General features: G+C 61.0%; 11 protein-coding genes. All 11 read left to right on the forward strand.

Annotated features, from left to right (window positions below; genetic code table 11):
* The first annotated feature begins 152 nt into the window (after window positions 1-152).
* The 11 genes from bcsE (at window position 153) to ACMXYH_RS01645 (ending at window position 16278) form a co-directional block, all read left to right on the forward strand.
* On the forward strand, window positions 153-1694 hold the full coding sequence (gene bcsE, locus ACMXYH_RS01595; protein WP_282483427.1) for a cellulose biosynthesis protein BcsE: 1542 nt from the start codon (window positions 153-155) through the stop codon (window positions 1692-1694).
* Window positions 1691-1882, forward strand: coding sequence for a cellulose biosynthesis protein BcsF (bcsF, locus tag ACMXYH_RS01600; RefSeq protein WP_282483428.1), 192 nt, complete (start codon window positions 1691-1693; stop codon window positions 1880-1882). The genes bcsE and bcsF overlap by 4 nt, the downstream gene beginning before the upstream one ends.
* Entirely contained in the window at window positions 1869-3497 is a 1629-nt protein-coding gene (gene bcsG, locus ACMXYH_RS01605) for a cellulose biosynthesis protein BcsG (RefSeq protein WP_415766092.1), read from the forward strand. Before bcsF ends, bcsG begins: the two co-directional genes overlap by 14 nt.
* The gene (gene bcsR / locus ACMXYH_RS01610; protein ID WP_282483430.1) at window positions 3467-3709 is read left to right on the forward strand and encodes a cellulose biosynthesis protein BcsR; all 243 of its coding nucleotides are present in this window, start codon (window positions 3467-3469) and stop codon (window positions 3707-3709) included. Before bcsG ends, bcsR begins: the two co-directional genes overlap by 31 nt.
* Entirely contained in the window at window positions 3706-4428 is a 723-nt protein-coding gene (gene bcsQ / locus ACMXYH_RS01615; RefSeq protein WP_149631077.1) for a cellulose biosynthesis protein BcsQ, read from the forward strand. Before bcsR ends, bcsQ begins: the two co-directional genes overlap by 4 nt.
* Complete coding sequence (bcsA, locus tag ACMXYH_RS01620; RefSeq protein WP_415766093.1) at window positions 4425-7019, forward strand: UDP-forming cellulose synthase catalytic subunit; 2595 nt, start codon at window positions 4425-4427, stop codon at window positions 7017-7019. Before bcsQ ends, bcsA begins: the two co-directional genes overlap by 4 nt.
* On the forward strand, window positions 7016-9298 hold the full coding sequence (bcsB, locus tag ACMXYH_RS01625) for a cellulose biosynthesis cyclic di-GMP-binding regulatory protein BcsB (RefSeq protein ID WP_415766094.1): 2283 nt from the start codon (window positions 7016-7018) through the stop codon (window positions 9296-9298). The genes bcsA and bcsB overlap by 4 nt, the downstream gene beginning before the upstream one ends.
* Window positions 9299-9302: 4 nt before the next feature.
* Window positions 9303-10418: a cellulose synthase complex periplasmic endoglucanase BcsZ gene (gene bcsZ, locus ACMXYH_RS01630; protein WP_415766095.1), complete on the forward strand. Its 1116-nt coding sequence runs from the start codon at window positions 9303-9305 to the stop codon at window positions 10416-10418.
* Entirely contained in the window at window positions 10406-13882 is a 3477-nt protein-coding gene (gene bcsC, locus ACMXYH_RS01635; protein ID WP_415766096.1) for a cellulose synthase complex outer membrane protein BcsC, read from the forward strand. The genes bcsZ and bcsC overlap by 13 nt, the downstream gene beginning before the upstream one ends.
* 455 nt (window positions 13883-14337) lie before the next feature.
* A complete protein-coding gene (locus ACMXYH_RS01640) occupies window positions 14338-15234 on the forward strand; it encodes a TauD/TfdA dioxygenase family protein (RefSeq protein ID WP_056745751.1) in 897 nt (298 codons plus the stop codon).
* An 18-nt stretch (window positions 15235-15252) separates the two neighbouring features.
* Window positions 15253-16278: an ABC transporter substrate-binding protein gene (locus ACMXYH_RS01645; RefSeq protein WP_046047244.1), complete on the forward strand. Its 1026-nt coding sequence runs from the start codon at window positions 15253-15255 to the stop codon at window positions 16276-16278.

Raw genomic sequence — 16278 nt, forward strand, 5'->3', positions numbered from 1 at the left:
CAGTGCAACATCCTATTTTTGCTGATTAATCCTGACACTGAGCCTGGCTCGGAGTGCTTATTGTTCGTCAGAAAAATGACACTCTTGCAAAGCTTTACCGGAGAGGAGGTGCTGAACGTGCCGCATCCGGTTCAAAGAGAAGGGAACTACGATTGAGTCAGGTCACCTTAGCCATTCGCCATCTGCGTGATGAGCAGATCCTGTTGCGCGACGGCGGGCTTTATTGGGTGGCAGTGGATCAGGCGAGCGATTCTGCCGCGCTGGCGGTCCAGTGCCTGGCAGCGATGCCGGCCAATGCGCGAGGGATGTTAGTGTGCTGCGGACATTCAAGTCAGGACCTGGCCCAGAAGCTGGCGGCAGATACCGGTCCTGGTCAGCTGAAGCTGTTTGACATCAAAAAAGACGATATCGGCCTGACCCTCAAATCGCTGGTCGGCGAGCTGACCCGTGCTGCTCCGGTTGCTGGCACTACCATTGTGCTGATGCTGCCGGACAGCGCTTGGCAGAGCGACGTCGCGCCAGAGCTGCGGTATTGCTGCCTGTCCCTGAGGAAATGGCTGGGCGCACGCCAATGCCCCCTGTTGGTGATCAGCCATGGCCAGACGCCTCAGCTGCATGATCGTTTGTTGCGGCTCAACGATACGATCTCCGGGCTCGCTCAGCTCTATCGCCGTGATGGTGGTATTCGCTATCAATTGCACTACTGGCACAGCGAACTGGGCGTGTGCAGCGGGCAGGAGTTCGAGCTCGAGTTGCAGGTGGACGGTTTTGCGCTATCGGTCAATGAGCAGGCCAATGTGCAACTGACCCATACCGATGACCAGCGGATCTACCTGACCCAGCGTTCTGTGCTTGAGGGCTCGCCGCCGATGTCGGATCAATGGAGGCTGTTCGAGAATCGCGAGGACTTGCTCCAGCAAGCCAGCCACGCTCGTGGTGCCAGCATCATCGTGGCCATCGACAACAACCTGCAGGTCGAAGAGTTGGCCCGTCAGATTCACGCCCTGCGCGAGCGCTGCGGCATCGCGCTGAAGATCATCGTACGCGAGATGGAGCCCTGCCTGCGTTATCGGGACGAGCGTCTGCTGGTGTCCTGCGGCGCCAACATCACCGTGCCCTATGGGACTACGCTGGCACACTTCTTCAGCATCATCGACAGTGCCCAGGGCCAGGTCTGGCGCCGGAGCCGCACCACCGACTTCCAATCGCTATTCGAACGCCTGCGGCCGCCCGCCGAGCGTGGCCTGTTAGCGCCCCGGGAATTCATCAGCATGGTGGAGCGCGTCTACAGCGGCGCCTCTGGCGAAATCAGCCATCAACTGCTCAAACTGATACCGCGCGGTGGCCTGGAAATCGAGCAGTACTTGAATCAAATCAGCTTGCGTCGTTTCGGTGACGTCGCCTGCGTGGTCAACGGTGCCTTTTATCTGTTCCTGTTTGCCTGTCGCGCGGACGGGCTGGAACCCGCATTGGGGAATATCTGCCGGCTGGCCTGGCGCGATCTGTTCAGCGACTTCGAGATTCTCCCCGGCGTTGAAGCGTTGCCGCGCGAGGACTTCCTCATGGCAGCCTTGCTGCCTCCCGCGTTCCTTCTGGCAGAAGAGCGCACAGCCGGTAGTTCCGCCAAAGCCGCTGGGCGTGGCGCCTATTCGCCTCAACGCACCACACTACCCATTACGGATCCCTGTTCATGAGTTATTCCGAGCTAATCCAGGTGATTGGCCTCAGCAGCCTGCTGACCTTGGCACTGATCGTGGTACTGATCAGGTTCGGTCGCCATTTTCTGGCCGTCGTGCAGGGCCTCTTGCCCCCGCGTTACCTGAAATCCTGCGGCGTGCGTCGTCGCGTCCCTGCCCAGAGCGAGCCCCATGAGCCGGTATGAAGTCATTAACCCGGCGTCAGTGCGCGTCTGGCCGGGCCTGGGTCCCTGGAATCTGTATTTCATCCTTAAGTTCGTACTGCTGTGGGCTGGCTACCTGAACCTGCAGGTATTGCCCAACCTGGTGTTCGCTGCGACATTGCTGCTGCCGTTGCCGCATCGTTATTTGCGTATCCTGCGCACGGTCATTGCGATCCCCGTGGGCGTTGCGCTGTTTTACCAGGATACCTGGCTGCCCCCTTTCAGCCGCCTGCTGGCCCAGCCTGGTGTAATGAGTTTCAGCGGCGCATACGTGGTCGAGCTGGCGGGTCGTTTCATCGACTGGAACCTGTGCGCGCTCTTGGCTGTGCTGGCGGTGCTCTATGCCTTCGTCCGTCACTGGCTGCGCCTGACCACTTTGAGCGTGCTGGGTTTGGCCTGGCTGGCCAGCGCCAATGTGCTGGCCCTGCACACCAGCAGCGAGCCGGTCGCGGCGCCGGCCAGTGGCGCCTCCATGGCTGCGGTGAGCACAGCCGTCCCGGACAGCGCGACACTGGAAGCCTACCTGCAGAAGTTCTATAGCAACGAGGCCGGACGTAAGGTGGAGTTCAAGCCTGCGACTTCTGCCGTGCAGCCTTTCGACCTGTTGCTGATCAATATCTGTTCCATGGCCTGGGATGATCTGGAAGCCGTGGACCTGCGCGATAACACGCTGTTCCAGCAGATGGACGTGATTTTCGACAGCTTCAACTCGGCCACTTCCTACAGCGGCCCGGCAGCCATCCGCCTGTTGCGCGCCAGTTGTGGGCAGGTTCCGCACAGCCAGCTCTACGGCACTGCCCCGGAGCAGTGCATGTTGATGGACGATTTGAGCAAGCTGGGCTTTTCCAGCGAAGTGATGCTCAACCACACCGGGCAGTTCGAAGGCTTCCTTGACGAAGTCCGCGCCCAAGGTTCGTTGCCGGCCCCCGCCGTCAGTACCAGCAAATTGCCGCGTGCACTGGTGGGCTTCGACGGTTCGCCGATCCTGCGCGATGCTCAGGTATTGAACACCTGGTGGAAGCACCGCGAAGAAGAAAAGAGCGATCGCGTGGCGCTGTTCTACAACACCACCACGCTGCATGACGGCAACCGTGCGTTGACCGCCGATGGCGGCACCAAGAGCAGTGATTACAAACCGCGTGCCCAAGGGCTGATCGACGACCTCAATGGCTTCATTAAACAACTGGAGCTCAGTGGCCGTCGGGTGGTGGTGGTGATTGTGCCGGAGCATGGCGCGGCGCTGCATGGCGACAGCATGCAGATATCCGGCATGCGCGAGATACCGAGCCAGTCCATCACCCATGTGCCGGTCGGCATCAAGCTGGTGGGCATGGGCCGCAACCCCAATGCCACACCACTGCACATCACCGAGCCAAGTAGTTTCCTGGCCCTGTCGGAAATCATCAGTCGTCTGTACAGCGCCCAACCCCAGGCGGATGGCCAGGGTCCTAACTGGCCGGCACTGCTGAGAAACCTGCCGCAGACGGCGGCAGTCTCCGAAAACGCTGGCACTGTGGTCGTTGACTACGCCGGAAAACCTTACATACGGATCAAGGAGAAAGCAGGATGGCTGCCCTACCCACAGCGCTTCAAGTGAAGGCCGGGGTGCAGTCGCGTGCGGATCGTGCCGATGACATCGCCCGCCTGAAACTGGAGCTTGAGCTGCCCGAACTGGACTACGTGGACATCTCTGCGCAGATCGAATTGCAAAAAGCCCTACATCGCTGGCCGCTGCTGGCGGAGATGGAGCGCCAGCAACCGGCGGTCCTGCCAATGGTGCATGAGTCCGAATTGGAGACGCTGTCGTGACCGCCCTTAGTCTGCGTGGTCTGCGCGGCGGCGTCGGCACCAGCTCACTGCTAGCGGCCACTGGTCATGCATTGCATAGTCTCGGCGAGCGTGTGCTGCTGGTCGACATGTGTCCGGAGAACCTGCTTCGCCTGCACTTCGGCGTCAGCGTCAGCGAACCCGGCGGCTGGGCGCGCGCCATGATCGACGGTGTGGGTTGGAACACACAGGCCTGGACCGTGGAGCCGGGATTGAACGTGTTGCCTTATGGTCGCCTGAAACTGGAAGAGCAGGATCAAATCGAGCAACACCTGCTCAGGGAGCCGAAGCTGTGGCGCCGCCGACAGGCCAGCCTTGCCGAACACTTTGACTGGATCCTGTTCGATGTGCCCTTGCGATTGCCCGGTCATGCTCGTATTGGGCCCTGTGCGTTGCGCCTGCGGATAGTCGAGGCGGATGCCGCCTGCCATGTGCTGTTGCAGCAGGGCGAAGTCCCCAGCGAGCATCTGCTGATCAACCGCTTCGACCCGGTCAGCCAATTGCAGCGCGACCTGCTGCTGATCTGGCGCAAACAATATGGTGCCCGCCTGTTGCCACTCAGCGTGCATCAGGATGAAGCCATGCGCGAAGCGTTGGCGTTCAAGAAGCCGGTGGGAGCTTATGCCGAAGCCAGCCTGGCTGCCCAGGATGTGTTGAGTCTGGCCATCTGGTGCCTGACCCGACGCCTGGAGACGGTATGATCGCCCGCGTTTTCCCTTATGTTCACCTGCGGCGGCGCTATGACTGTGCGCCGCCAGTTGCGCTGCTGCTGGCGACAATGAGCGCCCTGGCGTGGCTGCTGTTGCGCCTGGAGTCACCGAACTGGCGCGCTGTGCTCGATCAGCCCAAGCGCTGGTATCCGCAACTGACCAACAAGGCACCGAGCCTGGGCGACCCGTTGCGCTATGCGGTGCAAAGCCTCTGGCTGCTGCTGGTTCGCCCGACCAGGCCGCCGGCGTGGACGCTGGCGACCCCAGCCTGGCTTAAAGCCGTCGGGGCGCTGTACCTGCGGCTGTGGACCCGGATCGGAAAGGCGCTGGAAGAACTGCCCGTGCGCGCCGAGGCCAGCCAGCAGATTCGCCAGAGCAGCCATTGGTGGAAAGGCCTGGACCGTCGCAACCAACGATGGGTCAACTTGGCCATCGGTGTCGTCGCCTTCATTTTTACATTGTTGTGCATCACCGAGCCCTTCGGCTACGTCGCCCAACTGGTGTTTGTCTTGCTGCTGTGGGGGCTGGCCATGCTGGTGCGGCGGGTTCCGGGACGCTTTTCGACGCTGCTGATGGTGGTGTTGTCGACCATCGTCTCGTGCCGTTACCTGTGGTGGCGCTACACCTCGACCCTGAACTGGAACCAGCCTCTGGACCTGGCTTGCGGGATGATCCTGCTGGTGGCCGAAACTTATTCCTGGGTGGTGCTGATCCTGGGGTACATCCAGACTTGCTGGCCCTTGGGCCGCAAACCGGCGCCGCTGCCCCGCGACACGCGCCTGTGGCCCAGCGTCGACCTGTTGATCCCGACCTACAACGAAGACCTGTCAATCGTGCGGGGTACCGTGTACGCGGCCATGGGCATCGATTGGCCGGCCGACAAGCTGAACATCTACATTCTCGACGACGGCAGACGCGAGAGTTTCCGCCAGTTCGCCGCTGAAGTCGGAGTGGGCTACATCACTCGCAACGACAATCGTCACGCCAAGGCCGGTAACCTCAACCATGCGCTGAAGCAGCTGAACAGCGAACTGGTCGCCATTTTCGACTGTGACCACATACCTGTGCGCTCATTTCTGCAAATCACCACCGGGGGCTTTTTGCGTGATCCGAAACTGGCGCTGGTGCAGACCCCGCACCATTTCCTGTCACCGGATCCCTTTGAGCGCAACCTCAATGTGTTCCGCGAGCACCCCAACGAAGGTGAGCTGTTCTACGGGTTGATTCAGGATGGCAACGACATGTGGAACGCGGCATTTTTCTGCGGCTCATGCGCGGTGCTGCGGCGCACCGCGCTGGACGCGATCGGCGGCTTTGCCGTCGAGACAGTTACCGAAGACGCCCACACGGCGCTACGCCTGCACCGCAACGGTTGGAACTCGGCCTATATCAAGGTGCCGCAAGCGGCCGGCCTGGCAACCGAGAGTCTGTCAGCACACATCGGCCAGCGCATTCGCTGGGCCCGTGGCATGGCGCAGATATTCCGTACCGACAACCCCTTGCTCGGAAAAGGCCTGACCCTCTTCCAGCGCATCTGCTACGCGAACGCGATGATGCACTTTTTGGCCGGCCTGCCGCGCCTGGTGTTTCTGATGGCGCCGATGGCGTTTTTGTTCCTGCATGCCTACATCATCTACGCCCCGGCGCTGATGATCCTGCTGTACGTGCTGCCGCACATGATTCACGCCAGCCTCACCAACTCGCGGATGCAGGGCGCCTATCGTCGGACGTTCTGGGGTGAGGTGTACGAAACCGTACTGGCCTGGTACATCGCGCGTCCCACTACCGTGGCACTGTTCAACCCCAGTAAGGGCAAGTTCAACGTCACCGCCAAGGGCGGCCTGATGGAGCACAACCAGTTTGACTGGAAAATCGCCCAACCGTACTTGCTACTGTCGTTGATAAACATTACCGGCTTGGGTTTTGCCATCTGGCGTCTGATCTGCGGGCCCCGCGACGAGATCGTCACCGTTGTGGTGAGCATGCTCTGGGTGGTCTACAACCTGGTGATCATTGGGGCCGCCATGGCGGTCGCCGCTGAAGCGCGCCAGGTTCGCCAGACCCATCGTGTAAACGTCAAGTTACCCGCTGCAGTGCGCCTTGAAAGTGGTCACTCTTACCCAGGCATGTTGCAGGACTATTCCGACGGTGGCGCAGGCATCCAGCTCGACACCTCGCTGTCGCTAGCGGTGGGCGGGAGCATCTCGCTGATTATGAAGCGCGGCACTCGTGAATTCATGTTCCCGGGCTATATCTGCCGCAGCCACAAGAACTTCATCGGCATCAGCTTCACCGGCCTCAATGCACAACAGAAAATCGACTTTGTGCAGTGCACGTTCGCCCGCGCCGACGCCTGGCTCAACTGGGACGAGAATTTCACCCCGGATCGCCCGCTGCAGAGCTTTTTGGACATCGTCAAACTGGGCGGCACCGGTTACTACCGCCTCTACGAATACCTGCCTGCCTGGATCCGCCGCATCGCCGGCCCGCCTTTGCGAATGTTGCGCTGGCTGGCCAGTTTTCTGCCGCGCATGCCGGCAGTTGCCTCAACTCCCAACTCTCGATCAGTGAGCGCACCATGAGCCGCTACTTCAGCAAATCCCTTGTTGCCAGTCTGGCGCTCCTGGCCGCCGGTTGCGCCCAGGCCGCCACCGCACTTGCGCCTGTCGCGTCGGCTGCGGTCAGCAACGTACCGAGCTGGAGCACCGCGTACACCTTCGAACAGCTGGGCCGTCCCGCCGACAGCCTATTGCTGGGCATCCACAATAGCGACCAGATCGAATTCAGCCTGCGCCGTGATCGCATCGCCAGCGACGCGAAACTGCAGCTGGAGTACACGCCGTCGCCTTCGCTGCTGCCACAGATCTCGCATTTACGTGTGTATCTCAATGACGTGCTGATGAGCGTTGTGCCAATCGAGAAGGACCAATTGGGCAAGAGGGTCAACCAATCGGTAGCCCTGGACCCGCGTCTGATTGCGGACTTCAACCGCGTACGCCTGGAGTTCGTCGGTCACTACACCGATATCTGCGAAGATCCGGCCAACAGCACGCTATGGTTGAACGTGGGGCGCAGTAGCCAGATCCAGTTGCAGGAGCAGGCACTGACGCTCAAGAACGACCTGGCCTATTTTCCGATGCCTTTCTTCGATACTCGAGGTCAGGACAAGCCGGTCCTCAATTTGGTCTTCGCCGATGCGCCGACCCTGGGCGAGCAGCGTGCAGCCGGTATCCTGGCGTCCTATTTCGGCAGCCAGGCCGCTTGGCGTGGTGCGCAGTTCCCCGTTCTCTTCGACCAGCTTCCGCCCGCCGATGAACACCATCGCGCCAGGTCGGCCATTGTTTTCGCCACCAACGATCATCGCCCGTCCTTCCTGGCTGACACAGACAAGTTCCCGGTGGTGGATGCGCCCGTTGTCCAGATGATCGACAACCCGCAGGATCCCTACAGCAAGGTGTTGCTGGTGTTGGGTCGAAACGACGATGATCTGGCTATGGCCGCCCGCGCCCTGGCCTTGGGCGCAGGCGCGTTTCGTGGCTCGAACGTTACCGTCAACAAGGTCGAGCAGCTCAAACCCCGGGTGCCTTATGACGCGCCGAACTGGATGCGCACGGACCGCTCGGTACGCTTCGCCGAGTTGATCAAGTACCCCGAGCAGCTTCAGGCCAACGGTCTGCAGCCACGGCCCATCACGGTGGACGTGAATCTGCCGCCTGACCTGTTCGTCTGGCGTAACCAAGGGATTCCGCTGCAAACCAAGTTCCGTTATACGCCACCGTCGGTCAACGACGAGTCGCGCTTGACCATCAGCCTGAACAACCAGTTCATCACCAGCCTGCCGCTGCAAAGCAAGACCGACAGTCGTCTGGAGGAATTGCGCCTGGCAGTGTTGTCCAACGAGTCGGCTAACCTCAGCGACAAGCTGCTGGTGCCGGCGCTTAAGATTGGCGACCGTAACACCCTGCGTTTTGACTTCAACTTCGCCAGTACCTATGGCAGTGCCCAGCGCGACCGTTGCCAGACTTCGCTGCCGGTGAATAACCAGGCCGTGATCGATGAAGAGTCGACCATTGACCTGTCCGGCTACTATCACTACATCGCCATGCCAGACCTGCGCGCCTTTGCCCGAGGCGGTTTTCCATACAGCCGGATGGCTGACCTGTCGGAAACCCTGGTGATGGTCCCGGCCCACAGTCGACCTGTGCAACTGAGCACTCTGTTCGAGACCATTGCTGGAATCTCCGCGCGCTCAGGCCTGCCAGCGTTTGACTTGCGGCTGTCGGACAACTGGGACGACGCGAAGGCAGATGTCGATCTGCTGGTCTTCGGCGCCATGGCGGCGGGGGTGGGCGATGGTGCCGATGCCAATCTGGTGCTGGACAAGACGCGTGCCTGGCTACTCAAACCGTCCAATGAGCAGAACGGTAAATCGGCCCGCGTCGGCCAGTTCAGCGATGAGCGCGACCTGGGTGCCAACCGCGTCGACGTCAGCGCCCATGCACCGATCGCCGCCATCGTCGGCTTGCAGTCGCCGTATCACCCAAAGCGCAGCATTGTGGCCTTGCTGGCCAGTGATGACGCCGATTACCAACTGCTGCGCGACACCTTGGGCGACACTGGAAAATTAGACGCCGTTACCGGTTCCGTGGCCCTGATCCGCAGCAGTGGCGTAGGCAGCAGTTGGGTGGGCCAGCAGTACTTCGTCGGCCATCTTCCGTGGTGGTTGTTGCTTTGGTACCAATTGTCCGAGCACCCGATCCTGCTGGCGACCATGGCCACCATCAGTGTGCTGCTGACGGCTTTCCTGCTGTGGCGTGCATTACGTTGGGCTGCCCGTCGTCGTCTGGCTGGCCAGGAGTAGTCGGGTGAAAGCCTTCCTCACTCTGGCTTTGACCACGATCATCATAGCGCCTGGCTCTGCTGGTGCTGCGGAATGCGCCTGGCCGGCCTGGCAGAATTATCGCCAGGCCATGCTGAGTCCGGACGGACGGGTAATTGACCACTCCTCGGAGCAGTTGATCTCCACGTCTGAAGGGCAGAGCTACGGGCTGTTTTTCGCCCTGCTGGGCAATGACCGTAAAAGCTTCGCCCAGGTGCTGCGCTGGACCCAGGACAATCTGGCCGACGGAGACCTTAACCGGCAGCTACCGGCGTGGCAGTGGGGCCGCGAAAAAACTGGCCGCTGGCAGGTACTTGATAGCAACAATGCCACCGACGCCGATTTGTGGATCGCCTATAGCCTGCTGGAAGCTGGGCGTCTGTGGCATCAACCGACTTACCTGGCATTGGGCCGTAACCTGCTCTGGCGCAGTGCTGCGCAAAGCCTGCGCAAGCTACCGGGCCTGGGTCTGATGCTGTTGCCCGGCGACGTCGGGTTCGACAATGCCGAGGGTTGGCGTCTGAATGCCAGCTATCTGCCACCGCAATTGCTTGCACGCTTCGCCCAGGAAGCACCGATTTGGGCGGAGCTGGCGAGCAACACCGAGCGTCTGCTGATCGAAAGTTCGCCCAAGGGCCTGGCATCCGACTGGCAACTGTGGAAAGCCGGTCAGGGTTGGGCCGTGGACAGTCAGAAGGGCAGTGTTGGAAGCTATGACGCCATTCGCGTCTACCTCTGGCTGGGCATGCTGGACAAAGATGCGCCGGGGCGCGCCGGGTTGATCGAGCACTTCAAACCCATGCTGGACCTGACTGCGCGGCTGGGCCATGTGCCGGAAAAAGTCGACATCACCACCGGCCTCGACAATGGCATCGCCCCGGTCGGCTTCACTGCCGCATTGCTGCCGTTGCTGGCCGCAAGCCCGGACAGTGCGGGTGCCCTCAAGGCTGAGCGCCAACGCTTGCAACAACAGCCGCCCTTGGCGGATGCCTATTACAACCAGTCGCTGACGCTGTTCGGGCAGGGCTGGGACCAACAACGTTATCGCTTCGATAAAAACGGGTACCTCGTGCCAAACTGGACTGCCGCATGCACAAAATGACCGGTTTTGGGCTGCTGTTGAGCAGCGTTTATGGGGTCGCCCTGGGTCAGCCTCTCAGTCCGCCCGACCAGCAGCAATGGCTGCTGGAGCAAGTCCGCATTGGTGAGGCTATGTACCGCGAAGACCTGGTGCATGACTCGTTGGCTCGTCTGGAGCTGATCGCCCCGGACAATCCGATGGTGAAAGTCGTTGAAGTCCGCCAGGCACTGTTGCAAAAGAACCAGCCGGAAGCCGAACGCCTGGTCGCCCAACTGCGCCAGCAGGCGCCAGGCACTGCGGCCCTGCGTCAGGCCGAGAGCTTGCTGAAAATGCACGGCACCGATGGTCAGAGGGCCGTGCAGGAGGCGCGCCTGCTGGCCGTCGCCGGCCGTTCCGAAGACGCGGTCAAAGCCTATCGGCAATTGTTCGGCGATGACATGCCGGACTTTGCCACGACCCTGGAATACCTGAACGTGCGTAGCGGCATCAAGGCTGAGCGCCCGGTGGTGATAGAGCAGTTGCGCGAGTTGGACCGGCAGTATCCTGGCAATGCCTCGCTGCGCCAGACTTTGGCCGGCCTGTTGTTTGCCGAAAAACGTGATCCCGAGGCGCTGGACGTCCTGCATCAATTGGCTGGCGATCCGAACGCCAGCAATAACGCTGCCGAACGCGAATACAACTATTGGCTCAAGCAGCCGGTAGGGCACGAAACCGCGCAGGGCTGGCGGACTTTTCTGAAGTTCTACCCCTACGCCAGCTTGCACGCTGACGCGACCAGACAGCTGCATGAGCAGGAGCAATACCTGGCTGATCCGGCCTGGCAGGCCGGAGTCAAAGGCAAGGCATTGCTCGAAGCCGGCGACAACGTCGGCGCTGAAGCCAGTTTGCGTCGGGCGATCAAGCGTTATCCGCAAGACTCCAGCCTGCTCGGTTCGCTGGGTATTTTGCTGATGCGCCAGAACAAGCACGAAGCGGCATACAACACTTTCGTCCAGGCCTCGGCCATCGAGCAGGACACCTACTGGATCGCCAAGTGGCAGGATCTCAAGGCTGCCAACTACCAGTGGATGCTGTTGCAAAAGGGTGATGAAGCCCTTGAGCGAAAGGATTATCCCGTCGCGAAAAAGTGGTATCGGCAGGCGGCCAAAGCCAAGCCGGACGATCCTGCGCCGCTGATCGGCCTGTCCTACGCTGCCCGGGGCGAATCAGATGACATCACCGCAGAAGCCCTGTTGGTGCAGGCGCGCAAGCTCGATCCGAACAACGCAAGCGTGGTGCGTGCGATGGTCCGTCTGTACCAGTCGCAATCACCGGAAAAGGCCGAGCACTACCTCGACAGCCTGACGCCCAAGGAGCAGCAAGAGTTCCAAGGCGTGCGTCGGGGACTGACGCTGGATCGCCTCAACGCGCAAGCCGATGACGCCACCCGAGGCAGCGATTGGGCGCAGGTGACGGTAGCCTTGAGCAAGGCTCGAGTGCTGGACCCGGACAATCCCTGGCTGGTGTACCGCTTGGCCAATGCCCAGCGCGAACTGGGCCTCAATACCGAGGCCGATCAAAGCTTCCACTGGCTGTTACAACGTCAGGGCCAGAACACCGAGGCGCGCTATGCCCACGGCCTGTTTCTGGCCAATGGTGATCGTGACGGCGATGCCGTGGGCAGTCTGCAACAGATCCCTCGCGCCGCCTGGAGCGACAACATGAACGAGCTGTGGGCACGTCTGCAGCGTCGCCAGTTGCTCGCGAAGGCCCGGACACTACGCGACGGCGGCCATGAGGCTCAGGCCGAAGCGCTGCTGATGCGCGCGCCGTCCACTGACGACTACCTGACCCTGGCCGACTGGACCCAGCAGCGTGGCGACCTCGCGCAGGCCGAAAGCCGCTACCGCAAGGTGCTGGCCAGCGCGCCGAAAAATACCGAGGCCCAACTGGGCCTGAGCGAAGTGCTGATCGCCCGCGGTCAGCCGAACGCCGCCAAGGCCAGCCTTATGACAGTGACTGCGCCAGTACCGGCCGATGCGTCGTTCCAGCGTCGCTTGGCCAATGCCTGGGCGTCGCTGGGCGACAAGACTCGTGCGAACGCGCTGTTCGCGCAGTTGCTCAAGACCCCGCAAAGTAATCCGCTGGTCTACCGGGATGCGGCGCGTCTGCTGTCCCGAGAAGAGCCGCAGCGGGCTCTGGATGGCTATGCGCGCAGCATGGGCGCGGCAAGGATGATCGAACCGCAACAGGCCGAACCGCGCGACAACCGTGCCATGACCTTGGCCAGCCGTGCCAAGGACAGCGATGACTGGTTGCAGCGCAGCATCCGCAGCGACGTCGACGAGCTGTACCAAAAGCAGAACCCGACGGTGAACCTGTACCACGACCTCGCCTGGCGCACCGACAACAGCTCATCTGGGGTTTCGGACCTGACCACCCAAACCACCATCCTGCGCATCGACGCGCCGGTGGCGCAAGGACAGGGTTTCGTTCAGGCCGAAGACATCGATCTGGATGTCAGCAATTTTTCCAGCACCGACCAGTTCGGCTTGTGCGCGGTGGTGCAGGGTGGCTGTGCCACCGCTCCGCAGAGCGTGCGCGGCACCCTGCTGGGCATGGGCTGGCACGATGATCGCTGGGCCTTCGACCTTGGCCATACGCCACAAGAATTCACGGTGTCCAACTGGGTAGGCGGTGTCACCTACAGCGGTGACTGGAGCAGCCTGGGCTACCGCCTCACGGTATCGCGGCGGCCCCTGACCAACTCACTGGTGTCGTATGCCGGTGCGGTCGATCCGGTCACCGGAACCAAGTGGGGCGGGGTTACGGCCAACGGCTTCACCCTGGGACTGAGCCATGACCAAGGCGGCGATGATGGCGTGTGGGCAAGCCTGAGCAGTCATTGGTTAGTGGGCCAGAACGTTGAGAACAATCAGCGACGCACAGCCATGGGTGGCTATTACTATCGCCTGGTGGAACGTGCCGACGAACGTCTGCGCACTGGCCTGACCCTGATGTACATGGGGTACGACAAGGACTTAAGCGAACTCACCCTCGGCCAGGGCGGCTATTACAGCCCACAGCAGTACTACTCGGTCAGCGTGCCGGTGAACTATGCCTGGCGCAACGCTGACTGGTCGGCCTTGCTCGAAAGCTCGGTGGGCTGGTCGTTTGCGAAAATCGACGGCTCTGACCTCTACCCCAAAGACAATCGTGAAGCCGAACTGCAAAACCTGCTAGCGCAATCGAATCAGACCCTGGTGGACAACCCGTCCCAGACCAAGAGTGGCAGTAGCAGCAACGGCATCAATTTCCGTCTCCAGGGCCTCGTGGAGCGTCGCCTTTCCGACAGCCTGGTGCTGGGTACCGGCATCACTTGGCAGCACAGCGAGGGCTATGCACCGAGTCGCGCCTTGCTTTACTTGCGCTACACGTTTGACCCTTGGCAAGGCAACCTGCCGCTACCGGTGGAGCCGATGTCGCCTTATGCGGATATGCGCTAGTCTATTTCTGCTCAAGCGGGACTTGGGCAAGGCACAACCTGATTTTCTCCGAATAATCCCAGCTGCTGACACAGCCAGACGAACTGACGGCAGACACCTCTAATGGGCTTGCTGTTGTCTTTTCGGAGAACGCCTCAAGCAACGCCTCGCGGCGGTCTATTTTGGGGCTGATGGCCCCTTCGCGAGCAAGCCCCACACATTGGATTTGTCGACCACATTACCCCTGTGGGAGCAGGCTTGCTCGCGAAGGCGAAGGCCCAAAAGGCACCACACCTCAAAAGCCATATCGTTATTCGCTAACGGTATTTAAATTCACGTTCTTATACCTATAAAGTCATCCCCCTGCGTACCTGCCGACCAATCGGCGCGCCGCACGACACGAACCAACACGGGACCTCCGTGAGTTTCTTGATCGACGCGCGCGCCTTTGAGCGTGCCGTGCGTGGGAGTGATTTATGTCTGCAGCAACGGCTTCCCCAAGCGCCGCGAACATCGCGCCGCAAACCTTCGACATCCGCCCGTTCAGTGGCGCTGTCGGTGCCGAAATCATCGGCCTCGACCTGTCCCGCCCGATCAATGATCAGGACTTCGCCCGCATCCACCGCGCGCACCTGGATCATCACGTCGTGGTGTTCCGCGATCAACGCATTACCCCCGAGCAGCAGATCGCTTTCAGCCGCCGTTTCGGCGTGTTGCAGATTCATGTGCTCAAGCAATTCCTGCTCGCCGGGCATCCGGAAATCCTCATCGTTTCCAACATCATCGAAAATGGCCAATCCATCGGCCTCGGCGACGCCGGCAAGTTCTGGCATTCCGACCTTTCCTATAAAGAACTGCCAAGCCTGGGCTCGATGCTGCACGCCCAGGAGCTGCCGTCCGAGGGCGGCGACACGCTCTTCGCCGACATGCACAAAGCCTGGGACAACCTGCCCGAAGCGCTGCGCAAAGCCGTCGAAGGTCGCTCGGCCGCGCACTCTTACACCGCGCGCTACAGCGAGACCAAATTCGAAGGCAACTGGCGCCCGACGCTGACGCCAGAGCAACTCGCTCAGGTCGCCGAAGTGGTTCACCCGATTGTTCGTACCCACCCGGAAAACGGTCGCAAAGCGTTGTTCGTCAGTGAGGGTTTCACCACCCGCATCGTTGGTTTGCCGGAAGACGAAAGCAAGCAACTGCTCGATGAGCTCTACGCCCACAGCGTGCTGCCGCAAAACATCTACCGCCATCAATGGCAGGCCCACGACCTGGTGTTCTGGGACAACCGTTCGCTGATTCATCTCGCCGCCGGATGCCCGAGCTACCTGCGCCGCAAGTTGTATCGCACCACCATCCAGGGCGACGCGCCTTTCTGATTTGTCGGAGAAACTCTCATGTCCAAACGTCTTCCATTTGCACCGCTGGCCGCGGCCATTGGCCTGGGTTTCAGCCTGATCGCCGGCAGCCTGGTGGCGCCGACCGTGGCCCACGCTGAAGGTGAAATCCGCATCGCCGAGCAGTTCGGCATTGTTTATCTGTTGCTCAATGTGGTGCGCGATCAAAACCTGATCGAGAAGTACGGCAAGCAGGAAGGCATCGACATCAAGGTCGACTGGACTCAGCTCTCCGGTGGTGCGGCGGTCAACGATGCGTTGCTCTCCGGTTCCATTGATATTGCAGGTGCGGGCGTCGGTCCGCTGCTGACCATCTGGGACCGCACCCACGGCAAGCAGAACGTCAAAGCCGTCGCCTCCCTCGGCAACTTCCCGTACTACCTGGTGAGCAATAATCCCAAGGTCAAAACCATCGCCGATTTCACCGAGAAGGACCGTATCGCGGTGCCGGCGGTCGGCGTGTCGGTGCAATCGCGCATCCTGCAATACGCGGCCGCCAAGCAGTGGGGTGACAAGGAATTCAATCGCCTCGACAAGTACACCATCGCCGTTCCGCACCCCGACGCCACGGCGGCGCTGATTGCCGGCGGCACCGAGTTGACCGGGCACTTTTCCAACCCGCCGTTCCAGGATCAAGAGCTGGCTAACCCTAACGTCCACGTTGTGCTGAATTCCAATGACGTGCTCGGCCCGAACTCGCCGACGGTGCTGTTCGCCACCGAAAAATTCCGCGACGAGAACCCGAAAACCTATAAAGCGTTCGTCCAGGCGCTGACTGAAGCGGCCGAGTTTGCCCAGAACGATAAAGGCGCGGCGGCGGACACTTACATCCGCGTTACCAAGGCCAAAATCGACCGTGCCGCGCTGCTGAAAATCATCGATAACCCGCAGTTCGAATTCAGCGTCACGCCGAAAAACACTTACCCGTTGGCCGAGTTCCTCTACCGCGTCGGCGCGATCAAAAACAAACCGGACTCGTGGAAGGACTACTTCTTCCAGGACGCCAAACCGCTGCAAGGGAGCTGA

The organism is Pseudomonas frigoris (genome assembly GCF_047758635.1).
Lineage (GTDB): Bacteria > Pseudomonadota > Gammaproteobacteria > Pseudomonadales > Pseudomonadaceae > Aquipseudomonas > Aquipseudomonas frigoris.